At 73.2% G+C, this 15,649-nt stretch carries 15 protein-coding genes; 4 read left to right on the top strand and 11 right to left on the bottom strand.

Annotated features, from left to right (window positions below; genetic code table 11):
• Nucleotides 1–256: 256 nt before the first annotated feature.
• The gene (locus ABZ923_RS07025; RefSeq protein ID WP_361467784.1) at nucleotides 257–1,180 is read right to left on the bottom strand and encodes a LysR family transcriptional regulator; all 924 of its coding nucleotides are present in this window, start codon (nucleotides 1,178–1,180) and stop codon (nucleotides 257–259) included.
• 70 nt (nucleotides 1,181–1,250) lie between these two features.
• On the opposite strand from ABZ923_RS07025, the gene ABZ923_RS07020 reads away from it, so the two are divergent.
• Complete coding sequence (locus ABZ923_RS07020) at nucleotides 1,251–2,408, top strand: TDT family transporter (RefSeq protein ID WP_361467781.1); 1,158 nt, start codon at nucleotides 1,251–1,253, stop codon at nucleotides 2,406–2,408.
• On the opposite strand, the gene ABZ923_RS07015 is transcribed toward ABZ923_RS07020, so the two are convergent.
• The 4 genes from ABZ923_RS07015 to ABZ923_RS07000 form a co-directional block, all read right to left on the bottom strand.
• Nucleotides 2,320–3,099, bottom strand: coding sequence for a helical backbone metal receptor (locus tag ABZ923_RS07015; RefSeq protein ID WP_361467779.1), 780 nt, complete (start codon nucleotides 3,097–3,099; stop codon nucleotides 2,320–2,322). The two genes, ABZ923_RS07020 and ABZ923_RS07015, sit on opposite strands and share 89 nt — an antisense overlap.
• A gap of 32 nt (nucleotides 3,100–3,131) precedes the next feature.
• On the bottom strand, nucleotides 3,132–3,704 hold the full coding sequence (locus tag ABZ923_RS07010; RefSeq protein ID WP_361467776.1) for a helix-turn-helix domain-containing protein: 573 nt from the start codon (nucleotides 3,702–3,704) through the stop codon (nucleotides 3,132–3,134).
• Between the two features lie 383 nt (nucleotides 3,705–4,087).
• Nucleotides 4,088–5,902, bottom strand: a complete 1,815-nt coding sequence (locus tag ABZ923_RS07005) for an ABC transporter permease/substrate binding protein (RefSeq protein WP_361467774.1) — start codon at nucleotides 5,900–5,902, stop codon at nucleotides 4,088–4,090.
• The gene (locus ABZ923_RS07000; RefSeq protein WP_361467771.1) at nucleotides 5,895–6,971 is read right to left on the bottom strand and encodes a glycine betaine/L-proline ABC transporter ATP-binding protein; all 1,077 of its coding nucleotides are present in this window, start codon (nucleotides 6,969–6,971) and stop codon (nucleotides 5,895–5,897) included. Before ABZ923_RS07000 ends, ABZ923_RS07005 begins: the two co-directional genes overlap by 8 nt.
• Before the next feature lie 154 nt (nucleotides 6,972–7,125).
• On the opposite strand from ABZ923_RS07000, the gene ABZ923_RS06995 reads away from it, so the two are divergent.
• Complete coding sequence (locus tag ABZ923_RS06995) at nucleotides 7,126–8,046, top strand: 5'-3' exonuclease (RefSeq protein ID WP_361467769.1); 921 nt, start codon at nucleotides 7,126–7,128, stop codon at nucleotides 8,044–8,046.
• A 114-nt stretch (nucleotides 8,047–8,160) separates the two neighbouring features.
• Nucleotides 8,161–9,009 (top strand): siderophore-interacting protein, encoded by an 849-nt coding sequence (locus ABZ923_RS06990; protein ID WP_361467766.1) that lies wholly within the window; start codon nucleotides 8,161–8,163, stop codon nucleotides 9,007–9,009.
• A gap of 64 nt (nucleotides 9,010–9,073) precedes the next feature.
• Here the strand turns inward: ABZ923_RS06990 and ABZ923_RS06985 are convergent, their stop codons facing one another.
• Nucleotides 9,074–9,655, bottom strand: coding sequence for a GNAT family N-acetyltransferase (locus tag ABZ923_RS06985; RefSeq protein WP_361467764.1), 582 nt, complete (start codon nucleotides 9,653–9,655; stop codon nucleotides 9,074–9,076).
• Between the two features lie 88 nt (nucleotides 9,656–9,743).
• On the opposite strand from ABZ923_RS06985, the gene ABZ923_RS06980 reads away from it, so the two are divergent.
• The gene (locus tag ABZ923_RS06980) at nucleotides 9,744–10,688 is read left to right on the top strand and encodes a pseudouridine synthase (protein WP_361467762.1); all 945 of its coding nucleotides are present in this window, start codon (nucleotides 9,744–9,746) and stop codon (nucleotides 10,686–10,688) included.
• A 44-nt stretch (nucleotides 10,689–10,732) separates the two neighbouring features.
• Here ABZ923_RS06980 and ABZ923_RS06975 read toward each other — a convergent pair whose 3' ends face one another.
• The 5 genes from ABZ923_RS06975 to ABZ923_RS06955 are packed head-to-tail and all read right to left on the bottom strand — an operon-like array spanning nucleotide 10,733 to nucleotide 15,409.
• Nucleotides 10,733–12,229, bottom strand: coding sequence for a cytochrome P450 (locus tag ABZ923_RS06975; protein ID WP_361467761.1), 1,497 nt, complete (start codon nucleotides 12,227–12,229; stop codon nucleotides 10,733–10,735).
• 46 nt (nucleotides 12,230–12,275) lie between these two features.
• Nucleotides 12,276–12,896 carry an ATP/GTP-binding protein gene (locus tag ABZ923_RS06970; protein WP_361467759.1) on the bottom strand — a complete coding sequence of 207 codons (621 nt, stop codon included), beginning with the start codon at nucleotides 12,894–12,896 and terminating at the stop codon, nucleotides 12,276–12,278.
• Complete coding sequence (locus ABZ923_RS06965) at nucleotides 12,877–13,323, bottom strand: DUF742 domain-containing protein (RefSeq protein ID WP_361467757.1); 447 nt, start codon at nucleotides 13,321–13,323, stop codon at nucleotides 12,877–12,879. The genes ABZ923_RS06970 and ABZ923_RS06965 overlap by 20 nt, the downstream gene beginning before the upstream one ends.
• Nucleotides 13,320–13,724 carry a roadblock/LC7 domain-containing protein gene (locus tag ABZ923_RS06960; RefSeq protein ID WP_361467754.1) on the bottom strand — a complete coding sequence of 135 codons (405 nt, stop codon included), beginning with the start codon at nucleotides 13,722–13,724 and terminating at the stop codon, nucleotides 13,320–13,322. The genes ABZ923_RS06965 and ABZ923_RS06960 overlap by 4 nt, the downstream gene beginning before the upstream one ends.
• Nucleotides 13,721–15,409: an ATP-binding protein gene (locus tag ABZ923_RS06955; RefSeq protein ID WP_361467751.1), complete on the bottom strand. Its 1,689-nt coding sequence runs from the start codon at nucleotides 15,407–15,409 to the stop codon at nucleotides 13,721–13,723. Before ABZ923_RS06955 ends, ABZ923_RS06960 begins: the two co-directional genes overlap by 4 nt.
• Between the last annotated feature and the right edge of the window lie 240 nt (nucleotides 15,410–15,649).

Raw genomic sequence — 15,649 nt, 5'->3', positions numbered from 1 at the left:
CCGGTTCGCCCCGTGACACGGCCAAGGAATTTACGCCGGGGCGGGGTTGGAGGGCGCCGCAGGGGTCGCGGGGCGCTTCCGGGTGCGGCTGGGCGGGGAGGCACCGGGCCGCTCGGGAGCGATCCGCGACGGAGTGTTGCTTCTCCCTCGGGCTCGGGCCCGGGCCCAGGACCGGGCCTAGGACCGGATCCGGGTCCGGGTCCGGGTCGGGATCCGTGACGGCTACTCGCGGTCCGCGGCGGAGCCGTGCGCGCTCTCAGCCCCGTGTCAGCGACAGCAGTTCGCGGGCCGGGCCGGTCGGGCGGTGGCCCGTGGGCCAGACCGCGCGCAGGTCGCGGTGGAGGGTCATGCCCTCGACCGGGATGCTGACCAGGCGCCGCATCGACAGTTCCTCGCCCACCGCCAGTTCGCTCAGGACCGAGGGGCCGGCGCCGCTGACCGCCGAGGCCTTCACCGCCGTCGTGGAGGACAGCTCGATCAGCGGGCGGGCCGGGCCGCCGAGGGCCGCGTCGAGGACCTGGCGGGTGCCGGAGCCGCGTTCGCGCAGGATGAGCGGGGTCGCGGCCAGCTCCGTCGCCGTCACGGGCCGCCGGCGGCGGGCCCACGGGTGGCCCGGCGCGGTGACGACGATCAGCCGGTCGTGGGCGATGACCGTGGAATCCAGCCCCGTGGGCACGGACAGCCCCTCCACGAAGCCGACGTCCGCCTCGCCGGCCAGCAGCAGCTCCGCGACCTTCGCGGAGTTGCCCGCGAGCAGCGAGACGGCCGTGTCGGGCCGCTCGGCGTGCAGCGCGAGGAGCCAGCCGGGCAGCAGGTACTCGGCGATGGTCATGCTCGCCGCGACCCTGAGCCGCGAGTCCCGCCGGTCCCTGAGCGCCCGCGCCCCCGCGTCGAAGGCCGCAGCGGCCTCCACCACCCGCCGGGCCCAGTCGGTGACCAGGGCGCCGGCGTCGGTGAGCCGGGAGCCGCGCGGCGAGCGGTCGACCAGGGCGACGCCCAGCTGCCGTTCCATGGAGCGGATCCGGCTGCTGGCCGCGGGCTGGGTGATCCCGACCTCGCGTGCCGCCGCGCCGAGACTGCCCAGCCGCGCCACCGCGATCAGCAGCTCCAGCGCGGCGAGGTCCGGTACCCGGTGCGCCAGGGATGCCGTCGGCTGCCGCTGTTCTTCCGCCTCGCTCATAAGACCAGCTTATGTCCTCATAGAGGGGAACTCCCTGGTCACGGGCGACCGGCCGCGGGACCGTGGTGACATGGTCACCGCAGCCCAGCCCCTGCCCCTCCCCCGTGCCGACCGGCTCCGGCACCTCGGCCCGAACTGGTACGCCTCCGTGATGGGCACCGCCGTCGTCGGCTCGGCCGGCATCGCGCTGCCCGGACCGGCGCACGGAGCGCGCGGTGTCCTCGCGGCCGTCTGGGCGCTGTCCCTGCTCCTGCTGGTGGTCCTGCTGGCCGCCCGGGCCGTGCACTGGAGCCGCCACCGCGACCAGGCCCGCGCCCACCTCCTCGACCCCGCCGTGGCCCCCTTCTATGGCTGCTTGGCGATGGCCCTGCTGGCGGTCGGCGGCGGCGCCCTGACGGCCGGCCGGGAGCTGATCGGCGTCCGTGCGGCCGTCGCCCTGGACACCGTGCTGTTCACCACCGGTACGGCGGTCGGGCTGGGGACCGCCGTGGCCGTGCCGTACCTGATGGCCGTACGGCACCGCGTCGAGGCCGCCCAGGCCACCCCGGTGTGGCTGCTGCCGCTGGTCGCGCCCATGGTGTCGGCCGCGCTCGGCCCGCTGCTGGTGCCGCACCTGCCGCCGGGGCAGCCCCGGGAGACCCTGCTGCTGGCCTGCTTCGCGCTGTTCGGGCTGAGCCTGCTGGCCGTGCTGCTGATGCTGCCGCTGGTCTTCGCCCGGCTGCTCACCGCGGGGCCGCTGCCGCTCGCGCTCACCCCGACCCTGTTCCTGGTTCTCGGCCCGCTGGGCCAGTCCACCACCGCCGTCGCACTGATCGCGGACGCCGCCCCCGGGGTCGTACCGGCCCCGTACGACCGGGGTCTCGGCGTGTTCGCCGTGCTCTACGGGGTGCCGGTGATGGGCTTCGCGCTGCTCTGGCTGGGGCTGGCCACCGCGCACCTGGTGCGGGCCCGGCGCCGGGGCATGGGCTTCGCGCTGACCTGGTGGGCGTTCACCTTCCCGGTGGGCACCTGTGTCACCGGCGCCGCGGCCCTCGCCCGGCACACCGGTCTGGCGGTGTACGACGCCCTGTCCGCCGGCCTGTACGGCGTCCTGGTGGCCGCCTGGCTCGCGGCGGCCCGGGGCACCGTGCGCGGCCTGCTCAGCGGCGAGCTGCTCGCAGCGCCCCGGCCAGCACCCGTGGCGCTTCGGTCAGGGACGGGCCGTACCACGTCAGGTGCCGCCCGCTGACCAGGGCGCAGGGCAGGCCGGGGAAGGCCTCCGGGCCGTCGTCGGCGGTGAACCGGTACGGCTCGTCGGGCAGCACCACCACGTCCGGGCGCGCCGCCCGCAGCTCGTCCAGGGGGACGCGGGGGTAGCGCTCGGCGTGCGTGGCGTACGCGTGGTCCACGCCCAGGCGGGCCAGGACGTCGCCCGCGAAGGTGTCCCGGCCGAGGACCATCCAGGGCCGGCGCCAGACGGGTACGACCGCCGTCCGGCGCTCGGCCGGCGCGGGCGGCGCCGCCCAGGCGGCCTCGGCCGCGTCCAGCCAGCCGGGCCGGCCCGGCGCACCGCACGCGGTGAGCACCCGGTCCAGCTCGGTGAAGGCCTGCGGCACGCCGCGCACCTCGGTGACCAGCACCTCGACGCCCGCCGTGCGCAGGGCGTCGAGGTCGGGGGCGCGGTTCTCCTCCTCGTTGGCGATCACCAGGTCGGGGGCGAGGGCGAGGATCCGGTCGAGCTTCGGGTTCTTCGTCCCGCCGATCCGGGTGACATCGAGGTCCGCCGGGTGGGTGCACCAGTCGGTGGCGCCGACGAGGGCACCGGGCAGGGTGACGGCCACGGCCTCGGTGAGGGACGGAACCAGGGAGACGACTCGCGCCCGGAAGGGGCGCGGGGAACCGCGCGACCCACGACGGGCCTGCGGACGACCGACAGCCATGCCACGCACCTTCGCCGAACTCGCCGGATCCGTCAGCGGGACCTGTCCTGGACGGCCTCGATGTGCTCCGCCACCGCGACCACGATGATCCGGGTGTCCGGCACGGTGGCCCGCCAGCGGTGCCGTACGCCGCCCGTCAGGTACAGGGTGTCGCCGCGGCCGAGCCGGTACGCGCGCCCCTCGGCCTCGATCTCCACCGCGCCGTCGGCGACGTACATCAGCTCGTCGTTGCGGTGCTGGAACTCGCGGCCGGCGTCGTGGTCGCCGGTGAACTCGGAGGCGTGCAGCTGGTGGTGGCCGCGCACCAGGGGGCGGGTGCGCGGGTCGAAGTCGCCCTCGGGGAGGTGATCGGCGCGGACGACGTCCACGCTGGCGGCCGGGTCGGCGGCGGCGAGGAGTTCGACGGCCGTGGTCCGCAGGGCGTCGGCCAGCTTCTCCAGGGAGGTACGGCTCGGGCGGGCCCGGTCGTTCTCGACCTGGCTCAGGAAGGGCACCGAGAGGCCGCTGCGCTCGGCCACGACGGCGAGGGTCAGTTCCAGCGCACGGCGACGCCGCCGGACGGCCGCGCCCACCCGCACGGGCTGCTGCTCTTTGTGGTCGCCCATCGCTCCGGCTCCCTCCCTCACTCGTCGTGCCGCTGTCCGAGTGCCCGCTGCGGGGCACACCTCTTCCGATGACTTCTCTGCACCCTACGCATGTTCGGCAAACCGTTTCACGTGCCTGTCACATCCCTGACATTCCCGTGATCCCCACCCTGTCGGTTCGCGCCAGTGATCGGGGCCCGGTGACCGGTGCGGGGCCCGGTCACCCTGGAGGATGAACAGGCCGACCAGCTGGGCGGGGCACCCGGGCCCGGGCCAACGCTCCTGACGCAGGGTGATTGGCCGGATCCTTGCCGTGGGCGGAACGCCGCGAGGGGCGGGCGGCACCGGACGCGTGGGGCGTCCGGCGGCGCCCGCCCCTCGGGAGGCGGTCCGGGCCGGTCAGGTCACCCGGCCGCCTGGCTTGTGGTGCGGTCGCCGGCGACGGGCGCCCACCGGTCGGCCATGCCGGGGTGCTGCCGCAGCCAGGTGCGCACGGCGTCCTGCTCCCTGCCCTTGCCGGACTTCTGGATCTGCGCCTCCAGGCCCGTCAGCTGCTCCTCGGTCATGGAGAAGTCCCTCAGCCACTTGCCGACCTGAGGGTTGTCGGCGGCGAAGCCCTTGCGGGCGAGGGTGTGCACGCCGTCGCCCCTGCCCCAGGCGCCCTCGGGGTCCTTGAGCTTCTTCAGGTCGTAGTCGCTGTACGCCCAGTGCGGCGACCACAGGGTGACGACGACCGGCTGCTTCCTGGCGTAGGCGCGCTTCAGCTCGGCGAGCATGGCCGGCGTGGAGCCGTCGACCACGTCGAACGAGCCGTCCAGGCCGTACGCCTTCAGCACCTTGCTCTTCAGCAGGCCCATCATGCCCGCGCTGGGCTCGATGCCGACGATCTTCCCGTGGAACTCGGAGGCGTGCTCCTTGAGGTCCGTCAGGGAATTCACGTCCTTGACATAGGAGGGGACGCTCAGCTCCAGGGAGGTGGGTCCGTACCACCTGCCGAGATCGTCGAGCCGCTTGCCGTACTTCGTCCAGTACTCGGCGTGGGTGGTGGGCAGCCAGGAGTCGGTCTGGAAGTCGAGCTGGCCGGTGGCGAGGCCGGTGTAGAGGGGGCCGGCCGCGTACTGGGTGGTGGTCACCTTGAAGCCGCGCTCCTCCAGCAGCTCCTTCCAGAGGAAGGTGGAGGCGATGCCCTCGTCCCAGGGGATGTAGCCGATCCGGATCTCCTTGCCCTTGCCGACGTCCGTGCCGGAGGCCTCGGAGGTGCCGGCCGAGGGGCCGAAGATCCCGAGTCCGCCCGCGACGAGGGCGAGGACGGCCACTCCGGCCACGGCGACGGCCGGGCGCGGGCGGTACGACCACGCGCGCGTGGGGGCCTTCGCCGCGGCCCTGCGGCCCAGCGGGGAGAGCTGGGTGCCGAGCGCGCCGGTGACCCGGTCGAGGTAGATCGCCAGGACGACGATGCCGACGCCCGCCTCGAAGCCGTAGCCGATGTCGAGCCGGCCGATGGCCTCGTTGACGGCGCCGCCGAGGCCGCCGGTGCCGACCATGCCGGCGATGACGACCATGGACAGACCGAGCATGATCACCTGGTTGACGCCGGCCATGATGGTCGGCAGGGCGAGCGGCAGCTGGACCCGCCACAGGATGTTGCGCGGGGTGGTGCCGAACGCCTCGGCGGCCTCGACCAGTTCGGCGTCGACCTGCCGGATGCCGAGTTCGGTCATGCGGACGCCGGGGGCGAGCGCGAAGATCAGGGTGGCGACGACACCGGCGGCGGTGCCCAGCCCGAAGAAGAGCATGGCCGGGATCAGCAGCACCATCGACGGCATGGTCTGGAGCAGGTCCAGCACCGGCCGTACGGCGGCGCTGACCGCCTTGGAACGGGCGGCCAGGACGCCCAGCGGGATCGAGATCACCAGGGCGATCACGGTCGCCACGAGGACCAGCGCCAGGGTGGACATGGCCCGGTCCCACAGGTCGAGCGAGTCCACGAGGGCGAACCCGGCGAAGGCGAGGACTCCGGCGAGCAGCCCGCGCAGCCACCAGGCGACGACGGCGAGGATGCCCGCCGTCAGCAGCGGTGCGGGCGCGGTGAGCACGGCGTCGATGCCGTCGTACATGCCCTCCGTCACCGCCCTGACGGCGTCGAACAGCCAGGAGAGGTGGTCGACCAGCCAGGCGACGCCGGAGTCGACCCAGTCGCCGAGGTGGATCCTAGGCACGGCTGATCACCTTCCCGTCCGGGTTGTCGCAGGGCACGGGACCGGCCGTCTCGTCGCCGAGGAAGCCGACCAGGCGCTGCCGCGGGACGACGCCGACGACCCGGTTCGCCTCGTCCACGACGGAGACCCGGTGCGACAGCCGGGCGCTGATGGCGCACAGCTCCACGAAGGGTGTCCGGCGGGTCGCGGTCTCGCAGCCGCACAGGGGTGCGTCGGCCGTGACCGAGGTGTCCATGAGCGCTCCGGCCGTCAGCACCCGGGAGCGGTCGACGTCCTGGATGAAGGAGGCGACGTAGTCGTTCTCCGGGCGCAGCAGGATGTCCTCGGCGGTGCCGGTCTGGACGATGCGGCCGTCCCGCATGACGGCGACGCGGTCGCCGAGCCGCATGGCCTCGTTGAGGTCGTGGGTGATGAAGACGATGGTCTTCTTCAGGGTCTTCTGGAGTTCCAGCAGCTGGTCCTGCATGTCCCGGCGGATCAGCGGGTCCAGGGCGCTGAAGGACTCGTCCATCAGCAGCACGTCGGCGTCGGTGGCGAGGGCGCGGGCGAGGCCGACGCGCTGCTGCATGCCGCCGGACAGCTCGTCGGGCCAGGACGTCTCCCAGCCGGCCAGGCCGCACAGGGCGAGCGCCTCGTCGGCGCGGCGTTCGCGCTCGGCGCGGGGCACGCCCTGCACTTCCAGGCCGTAGGCGGCATTGTCGCGGACACTGCGGTGCGGGAACAGCGCGAAGTGCTGGAAGACCATGCTGATCTTCTTCGAGCGCAGGGCGCGCAGCTCCCGGTCGGTGAGGGCGGTCAGGTCCTGGCCGTCGAAACGCACGCTGCCCGCGGTCGGCTCCAGCAGCCCGTTGAGCATGCGCAGCAGGGTGGACTTGCCGGACCCCGACAGCCCCATGACGACGAAGATCTCACCGGCCTCGACGCGGAAGGACGCGTCGATCACGGCGGCGGTCGTGCCGTCGGCCCGCAGCTCCGTCCGGTCGGCGCCTCCACGCAGGCGTTCCACTGCTTCGTGCGGTCGTCTGCCGAACACCTTGAACAGGTGCTCCGCCTCAAGCCTGGCTGACACACGTACCTCTCGTCTCCGGGGACATGACAGAGGCCGCGCCTCCCCAGGTCAAGGCGAGGCAAACTCGGAAGTGGCCGGGTTCACGGCAGTGCGCGTCACGCAACGCGTTCCGGGGCCGCCGGGCGCTGTCGGTGGCGTGCGGCATGATGCGTGCGTGACCGGACGACTGATGCTTCTCGACACCGCCTCGCTGTACTTCCGCGCCTACTTCGGCGTCCCGGACTCCGTGAAGGCGCCGGACGGCACGCCCGTCAACGCGGTCCGCGGGCTGCTGGACTTCATCGACCGGCTGGTCAAGGACCACCGGCCGGAGCACCTGGTGGCCTGCATGGACGCGGACTGGCGCCCGCGGTGGCGGGTGGACCTCATCCCCACCTACAAGGCGCACCGGGTCGCCGAGGAGCACGAGGGCGCGCCGGACGCGGAGGAGGTGCCGGACACCCTCGCCCCGCAGGTGCCGGTGATCGAGGAGGTGCTGGACGCGCTCGGGATCGCGCGCGTCGGCGTCGCGGGGTACGAGGCGGACGACGTGATCGGCACGTTCACCGCGCGGGCCCGGGGCCCGGTCGACATCGTCACCGGCGACCGCGACCTGTACCAGCTGGTGGACGACGAGCGCGGAATCCGGGTGCTGTATCCGCTGAAGGGCGTCGGCACGCTCCAGCTGACCGACGCGGCGGTGCTGCGCGAGAAGTATGGCGTCGACGGGCGCGGGTACGCGGATCTGGCGCTGCTGCGCGGCGACCCGAGCGACGGCCTGCCGGGCGTGGCCGGGATCGGCGAGAAGACGGCCGCCAAGCTGCTCGGCGAGTTCGGCGACCTGGCCGGGATCATGGCGGCGGTCGACGACCCGCGGGCGAAGCTCACGCCGTCGCAGCGCAAGCGGCTCACCGAGGCCCGGCCGTACCTCGCGGTCGCGCCGAAGGTGGTGCGGGTGGCCGACGACGTGCCGCTTCCGGACGTCGACACAACGCTGCCGCGGGCCCCGCGCGATCCGGCGGCGCTGGAGGAGCTGGCGCACCGGTGGGGCCTCGGCGGCTCGCTGCAGCGGCTGTTGACGACGCTCGCGCGGTGACGGCTACCGGAATATTCCGGTAAAGGGATCTCCGCGGGCGCCGGCGGAACAGGTGTGGAATCAGAGCGGGATGCTAACTTAGGTAAACCTAACCAACCCCCGCAGGAGGCCGTGATGGCAGAGCGTCCGGGACGAAAGCCGCGCAAGCCCCATACCGCCCAGGTGATGCGCACCGAGCGGCTGACCCCGCACATGCAGCGTGTGGTGCTCGGCGGCGAGGGCCTGGCCGGATTCGCCGCGGACACCTGCACCGACCACTACGTGAAGCTGCTGTTCGGCGCCGACGGCGTCACCTACCCGGAGCCGTTCGACCTGGAGCGGATCCGCGCCGAGTTCCCCCGCGAGCAGTGGCCGGTGACCCGGACGTACACCGTGCGCGCCTGGGACCCGGGCCGGCGCGAGCTGACCCTGGACTTCGTCGTCCACGGCGACGAGGGCCTGGCCGGCCCCTGGGCCGTCCGGGCGCAGCCCGGCGACACCGTGCGCTTCATGGGCCCCGGCGGCGCCTACGCGCCCGACCCGGAGGCCGACTGGCACCTGCTCGCCGGTGACGAGAGCGCGCTGCCCGCGATCGCCCGCGCCCTGGAGACGCTGCCCGCCGGCGCCCGTGCGCACGCCTTCGTCGAGGTGTCCGGCCCCGAGGAGGAGCAGAAGATCGACACCGAGGTGCCGGTGGTCTGGCTGCACCGCGGGGACCGGCCGGTCGGCGAGGCCCTGGTGGAGGCCGTGCGCGGGCTGGAGTTCCCCGCAGGCCGGATGCACGCCTTCGTGCACGGCGAGGCGGGCTTCGTGAAGGAGCTGCGCCGGCTGCTGCGGGTCGAGCGGGAGATCCCGCGCGAGGACCTGTCGATCTCCGGCTACTGGCGCCTCGGCCACAACGAGGACGGCTGGCAGGCCTCCAAGCGGGAGTGGAACGCCCGGATCGAGGCCGAGCAGGAGGGCGCGGCGGCAGCGGCGGCCTGAGCGGACGTACCCAAGCGGCGGCACCCGGCTCGGGGCCGCCGCTTCCTCACGTCCGCCGTGGCTCTCAGTCCCCGCGCACGCGCGCGTGCAGGTGCATGTCGTGCCAGCCGTCCGGGTGGTTCAGGGCGCTGCGCTTGGTGCCCTCCAGGGCGAACCCGGCCTTGCCGGCGACCCGGCAGGACGCCTGGTTGGCGGTGGCGTGGGTGAGTTCCAGGCGGTGCAGGCCCAGCTCCTCGAAGGACCAGTGGGCCAGGGCCGCCGTGGCCCGCACCGCGACGCCCCGGCCCCGCGCCCGCGCCACCGTCCAGTACGCCACCTCGGCGACGCCGTCCCCGAGCAGGATCTGGCGCAGCGCGACCCGGCCCAGCAGCTCGTCCGTCGCCTCCTCCACGACGGCCCACTGCCCCTCGCGCTCGTCCGCCCACCCCTGGTGCCACTGCGCGATCCAGCCGGCGGCCTCCTCGGCGGAGTCACAGGACCTTATGTGCCACTGCCGCAGGACCGGGTCCTGGAAGGCGGCGTGCACCGCGGGCGCGTCCTCGGCCCGCCAGGGGCGCAGGACCAGGCCGTCGCCGGCGGGGAGGGTGGGCTGGGGGGCGCGGGCCAGTGCGCCGGGTGCCACGACCGGGCTGGTGAGATAGGGCATGCCCGACATCCTGCCGAGTGCGCGGCCGTGGGCGCACCCGATTTCGGCCCCCCGTCCCGGTGACGCCGTGCCCGTACCCTTGACCCCGATGAGACGCCGTACCCCGCCCCCGCCCGCCCCGCTCCCCCAGCGCGAGGGGGTCGACCCCGTGCGGGTACGACTCCCCGCGGACGGGGCGTGGGCCACCGTGCGCGAGCACCTGGTGGAGCGGCTGACGGGGGCCGGGCCCGGGACGATCGAGTCGATGTTCGCCGCGGGGCTGGTGGTCGGGGCCGACGGGCGGGCCGTGGCGCCGGACGCGCCGTTCCGGCCGGGGACGTACGTCTGGTTCCACCGCGAGCTGCCCGCCGAGGTGCCGGTGCCGTTCCCGGTGGAGGTGGTGTACCGGGACGAGCACATCGTGGTGGCCGACAAGCCGCACTTCCTGGCCACGACGCCACGGGGCATGCACGTCGCCGAGACCGCGCTGGCCCGGCTCCGGCGCGAGCTGGGCATGCCGACGCTGACGGCGGCCCACCGCCTGGACCGGCTCACCGCCGGGCTGGTGCTGTTCACGGTACGGCCCGAGGAACGCGGCGCCTACCAGACGCTGTTCCGGGACCGGCGCGTGCGCAAGGAGTACGAGGCCGTGGCGCCGTACGACCCCGCGCTCGCCCTGCCCCGGACCGTGCGCAGCAGGATCGTCAAGGAGCGGGGGGTGCAGGCCGCCCGGGAGGTCCCGGGCGAGCCGAACGCGGAGACCCGTGTGGAACTGGCCGGGCACCGCGCCGGCCTCGGCCGCTACCGGCTCGTCCCCACGACCGGCCAGACCCACCAGTTGAGGGTGCACCTGAACGCCCTGGGCGTCCCCATCCTCGGCGACCCGCTCTATCCCGAGGTGGCCGCTCCCGAACCCCCCGGCACCTTCCGCCGCCCCCTCCAACTGCTGGCCCGGCATCTGGAGTTCACCGACCCCGTCACGGGCGCGGAGCACGCGTTCACCAGCGCACGCGCACTCCGCGCCTGGACGTCGTACGAGACCTGGGCCGCCTAGGACCCGTCGTCCGGATCACGCCGGGCTCCCGGGAGGGGCGGGTCTCACTCGCCGCGCCACCAGGCCAGCAGTCGCCGCCAGAAGCCCCGGGGACGAACAAGTTGCGGGGTCGCCGGCGGGGCCGGGGGCGGGATGAGGGCGGGACGCACGCTGACCGGCCGGGGTTCGGCGGGCGGTGCCGGGTCGGTGCTCAGGGTGCCGACCTGCCAGTGGGAGCGCTGCTGCGGGACGGGCATGGCCTGCGGCGGCAGGTCGACGTCCTGCTGCGGCTTCGGTTCGAAGCGCACCGGCAGGGCGACCAGGTGCCGGGAGGCGATGGACGACCGCCAGCGCAGGTCCTCCTCGGGGCAGTCGAGCTGGATGTCGGACAGCCGGGTCAGCAGCGCGTCGACGCCGACGTCCGCGATGGCGCGGCCGATGTCCTGGCCGGGGCACTCGTGCGGGCCGCCGCCGAAGGCGAGGTGCGCGCGGTTGCCCTGCATGCTCGCGGACAGGTCGGGCCGTACCCGCGGGTCGACGTTGCCCGGGGCGGGCGCGAAGAGCAGCCCGTCGCCCTTGTGGATCTGCCGCCCGCCCAGCTCGGTGTCCTGCTTGGCGTAGTAGCCGAGGACGGTGCTGAACGGCGGCTCGTCCCACAGGGACTGCTCGATCGCCTCCGGCACCGTCATCTGGCCGCCGTTGAGCCGGGCGCGGAAGCCCGGCTCGGTCAGCACCATGCGCAGCGCGTTGGCCAGGAGGTTGGCCGTGGCCTCGTAGGCCGCGAAGAGGACGACCCGCAGGTGCTCGCGGACCTCGTCGTCGGTGAGCCCGGCCGGGTGGGTGATGAGGTGACTGGTGAAGTCGTCCTCGGGCTCGGCGCGCCGCCGGGTGGTGAGCCGGCTGAGCGCCTCCATGACGTAGGCGTGGCTCTGGATGGCGGTCTCGGTGCCCTTGAGGGCGTCCCGGGCGGCCTGCACCATCCGGTCGTTGTACTCCTCCGCCATGCCGAGGATCTCGCACATCACGGCCATCGGCAGGTGTTCGGCGAACTGGGAGACCAGCTCGGCCCGCCCCCGCTCGCAGAAGCTGTTGACGAGGATCTGGGTGTAGCGGCCGATGTGGCGGCGCACGCTGCGGTGGTCGATGGTCTCCATGGCCGCGGTGACGGCGCCGCGCAGCCGCTTGTGCTCCTCGCCCTCGGCGTGGGAGCAGATGGGCTGCCAGGCGATGTGCGGCATGAGCGGGTGGTCGGGCTTGACCCTGCCCTCGCGCAGCGGGGTCCAGATCCGGCTGTCGCGGGTGAACTGGGAGGCCTGGCGCACCATCTGCAGGTTCTCGGCGTGGCCGAGGACCACCCACATCGGGACGTCGTCGTGGAGGAGCACGGGCGCCACGGGGCCGTGCTCCTCGCGCAGGCGCTCGTACAGCTCGCCGAGGTCCTCCGCTTCGGGGCCGTAGAGCCGGCGCGGTCCCCCGGGGACGAGGCCGTGCGCGGGGCAGCCCGGCGGCGGACCGGAGAGGGTGTCGTGCGTGCCGGTCGGGAAGGGGGGTTCAGGCGTCACAGTGGTCGCTTTCGGAACGGAAAGGTCAGGGGTCGGGGGGCTGCCGTCAGGTGAGGGCGCCGGACATGGCGAGCGAGTGCAGGAAGCGCATCAGGGTCAGCAGCACGTCCTTGCTGGAGGCCCGGCGGCGCACGTCGCACTCGATGATCGGGATGTCCGGGCTCAGGTCGAGCGCGGTGCGCAGTTCCTCGACGGGGTAACGGGGCGCGTCCGGGAAGGAGTTGACGGCGACGACGAAGGGCACGCCGCCCTCCTCCAGCCGCCCCATGACGTCGAAGCTGACCTCCAGGCGCCGGGTGTCGACCAGTACGACCGCGCCGAGCGCGCCTTCGAACAGGCCGTTCCACAGGAACCAGAAGCGCTCCTGGCCGGGGGTGCCGAAGAGGTAGAGCACCAGCTTCTCGGTGATGCTGATGCGGCCGAAGTCCATGGCCACGGTGGTGGCCGTCTTGGAGTCGGAGCCGTAGTCGTCGTCGACCCCGATGCCGGCCTGCGTCATGGTCTCCTCGGTGGTCAGCGGTCTGATCTCGCTGACCGAACCGACCATGGTGGTCTTGCCGACGCCGAAACCGCCCACGATCACGATCTTCACCGCGGCCTGCGCCGTGTGCGGCAGGTGGTCCTCGGTGCGCGGGCCGGGGAGGGTGTCAGAGCCTTTGAAGTCCATGCATCACCGCTTCGAGGAGTGATCGGTCGGGGACGGCCTGGCGGACGATGGGCGCGCGCGCGTGCACCAGTTCGGCCGTGATCAGCTCGGTGAGCAGGACGGTCATCGTGCTGAACGGAAGCCTGAGGTAGGCCGAGAGCTCCGCCACCGACAGCGGGGCGTGGCAGAGGCGGAGCACTGCCGCCTGCTCCGGCGTGGCGGACACCGGTGGCGCGGTACGCGCCACGATTAACGTCACCAGGTCGAGTTCGGCGCGGGCGTCGTCGGACTCGGCCACGGAGTACAGCCGTTCCGGGTTCGCGCGCGGTCCCTGGCCGTCCGCCGCCTCCGGCAGCGCGGGTTGCGGCGGCTGCGCCGGCTCGGGGGCCGGCTGCGGCGTCGGGGTCGGGGGCTGCGGCCGGCGCCGCATGCGTCGTGGAGGGGTCATACGGTCTGCCCGTTCCGCCGGGGCGGACTGGTGAGGTGGGCGCCGATCCGGACGACGAGGTCGCGCATCATGCCGCTCATCCGCCCCGGTTCGCAGGTCACGTCGGAGAGCACGGCGAGGAAGGCGCCGGGGCCGGCGTTCATGAGGTAGAAGTAGCCGCCGTCGATCTCGAAGACGACGGTCTTCATGTCGCCGGCCTCGGGCAGCTCCTGGATGATGGCGGTGGCCAGGCTCTGTACGCCCGCGCAGGCGGCGGCCACCCGGTCGGCGGCGTCGGGGTCGCCGCCGTAGCGGGCGATGCGCAGTCCGTCGGCGGAGAGGACCACGATCATCTCGATGCCCGGCACGCCGTCGTTCAGCTGCTTGAGCATCCAGTCCAGGTTGCCTCGCTGCTGGATCACTTGAGGTCCCCCTCGTCGTCGGCCTCGGTGGCGCCCTCGGTGACGCCCTCGGCGTAGTCGGCCGGATCGTTGAGCAGATGCAGGTACTTGGTCGGGTGGAGCGTGAAGTCGGTCAGTTCGTGGGTGGGGGTGTCCGGCGGCATGCCCTTGCGCAGGCCGTTCCAGAAGTCCTCCATCCACAGGCCCGGCGGCCGTTCCATGAGCTTCTTGCGCTCGGGGTCGATCTCGGGCTCGGGCTCGGGCTCCGGCTTCCGCTGCGACCAGATGGTCGGCCGGCCCTCGCGTTCGGCCCGCTCGATGGCGGCCTGCTCGGCGTACCGCTGGGTGAGCGAGGTCCGCACCCGGCTGCGGCGCTGCGGCAGGCCGCCCGCCGTCCACTCGGTGACCTCGGGGACGTCGTCCTCCAGGGAGATGCCGGCGGGGATCTTGGGGCTGGTGGGGCGGCGCTTCTTGGCCGGGCGCTTGGGGCCCTCGACGGCGTCCGCCGTCGGGATCTGGGCGGCGGCGGCACCGATGCCGTGGGCCTGCACGGCGCCGACCCCGGGCTCGGTGGTCGTCATGACCCGCGGCACCACGAGGATGGCGCGGACCCCGCCGTAGGCGGAGGAGCGCAGCGAGACCTCCATGTCGAACCGCTTGCAGAGGCGGCCGACGACGGCGAGGCCGAGGCGCGGGTTCTCGCCGAGGTTGTGCGCGTCCTCGCCGTTCTTGGCGTCCACGATCATCTGCTCGATGCGGGCGCGGGACTCCTCGCTCAGGCTGACCCCGCAGTCCTCGATCTCGATGACGACGCCCGACTGCACCTCGACGGCGGTGACGTGCACCTTGGTCGTGGGCGGCGAGTAGCGGGTGGCGTTGTCGAGGAGTTCGGCGGCGGCGTGGATGACCGGCTCGACCGAGGTGCCCTTGATGTTGATGTTGACGATGGAGGCGAGGTTGATGCGGCGGTACTCCAGGATGCGCGACATCGCACCGCGCAGCACGCTGTAGAGGGAGACCGGCTTGGGCCACTGGCGGCCGGGCCGCCCGCCGCCGAGGACGGAGATGGTGTCGGCGAGCCGGCCGATCAGCGAGGTGCCGTGGTCGATGCGCAGCAGGTCGTCGAAGACCTCGGGGTTGCGGCCGTGGTCCTCCTCCATCTCGCGCAGTTCCTGGGCCTGCTGGTGGACGATGGCCTGGACGCGCCGGGCGACGCTCACGAAGGAGCGCTCCGTGGCGTCGCGCATCGAGATCTCCTGGTCGGCACCGCGCAGCGCCATGCGGATCAGTTCGCGGTAGCCGTCGGGCAGGGAGCGCAGGTAGGGGTCCGCGTCGAAGACGTCGCGCACGACGTTGCGGAGGACCTGGCCGCGGCGCAGCCGGTAGAAGCCGTTGGGCAGGACCTCGGTGGCGAAGCGCTCCATCAGCTCGTTGTGGGCGGCGATCCGCTGCTCCAGGTACGCCGCGTGACGGGCGTGTTCGTCCTGTGCCTCGCGGAGCCGTCGGCCGCGGCGGGCGGCCTCCCCGGCCGTGCCGAGGACCAGCAGCACGGCCAGCGCTCCGCACACGCCGACGGCGAACCGGGCCGCGGGCGGTACCAGGGCGACGGCGGCGCCGGCCGCCGCGGCCATCACTATGGCCGGTGGCAGGAGTACACGCGCATAGGGGCGTTCGCGGCGACCGGGAGGCTTCTGAACACTCACCATGGATGCCTTCTGAGACGAATCGGCTGGGTGTCGGGGGAGCTTGCGGGGGGAAAGGTACGTGAAGGATCGGGACGTACGGCATGTTTGGGAACAGACGCACGAATTGGCTCAACTCGGTGCGCCGCGGGCGAGCTTAGTCCGACCGGATCATCGCCGTGTCATATTCGGCAAGCACCTGAAATCGCCCCCGCAGGAGGAGTAACCTCAACTCCTTTTAAACTCAGGGCTTTTGTTCGAACA

It is taken from the genome of Streptomyces sp. NPDC046881, from assembly GCF_040645015.1.
Lineage (GTDB): Bacteria > Actinomycetota > Actinomycetes > Streptomycetales > Streptomycetaceae > Streptomyces.
This window is presented reverse-complemented; position numbering and strand designations above follow the sequence as displayed.

Coding starts and splice junctions, on each gene's coding strand:
- ABZ923_RS07025 (WP_361467784.1), bottom strand. CDS start 1,180: ATGAGCGAGGCGGAAGAACAGCGGCAGCCGACGGCATCCCTGGCGCAC.
- ABZ923_RS07020 (WP_361467781.1), top strand. CDS start 1,251: ATGGTCACCGCAGCCCAGCCCCTGCCCCTCCCCCGTGCCGACCGGCTC.
- ABZ923_RS07015 (WP_361467779.1), bottom strand. CDS start 3,099: ATGGCTGTCGGTCGTCCGCAGGCCCGTCGTGGGTCGCGCGGTTCCCCG.
- ABZ923_RS07010 (WP_361467776.1), bottom strand. CDS start 3,704: ATGGGCGACCACAAAGAGCAGCAGCCCGTGCGGGTGGGCGCGGCCGTC.
- ABZ923_RS06990 (WP_361467766.1), top strand. CDS start 8,161: ATGGCAGAGCGTCCGGGACGAAAGCCGCGCAAGCCCCATACCGCCCAG.
- ABZ923_RS06985 (WP_361467764.1), bottom strand. CDS start 9,655: ATGCCCTATCTCACCAGCCCGGTCGTGGCACCCGGCGCACTGGCCCGC.
- ABZ923_RS06980 (WP_361467762.1), top strand. CDS start 9,744: ATGAGACGCCGTACCCCGCCCCCGCCCGCCCCGCTCCCCCAGCGCGAG.
- ABZ923_RS06970 (WP_361467759.1), bottom strand. CDS start 12,896: ATGGACTTCAAAGGCTCTGACACCCTCCCCGGCCCGCGCACCGAGGAC.
- ABZ923_RS06965 (WP_361467757.1), bottom strand. CDS start 13,323: ATGACCCCTCCACGACGCATGCGGCGCCGGCCGCAGCCCCCGACCCCG.
- ABZ923_RS06955 (WP_361467751.1), bottom strand. CDS start 15,409: ATGGTGAGTGTTCAGAAGCCTCCCGGTCGCCGCGAACGCCCCTATGCG.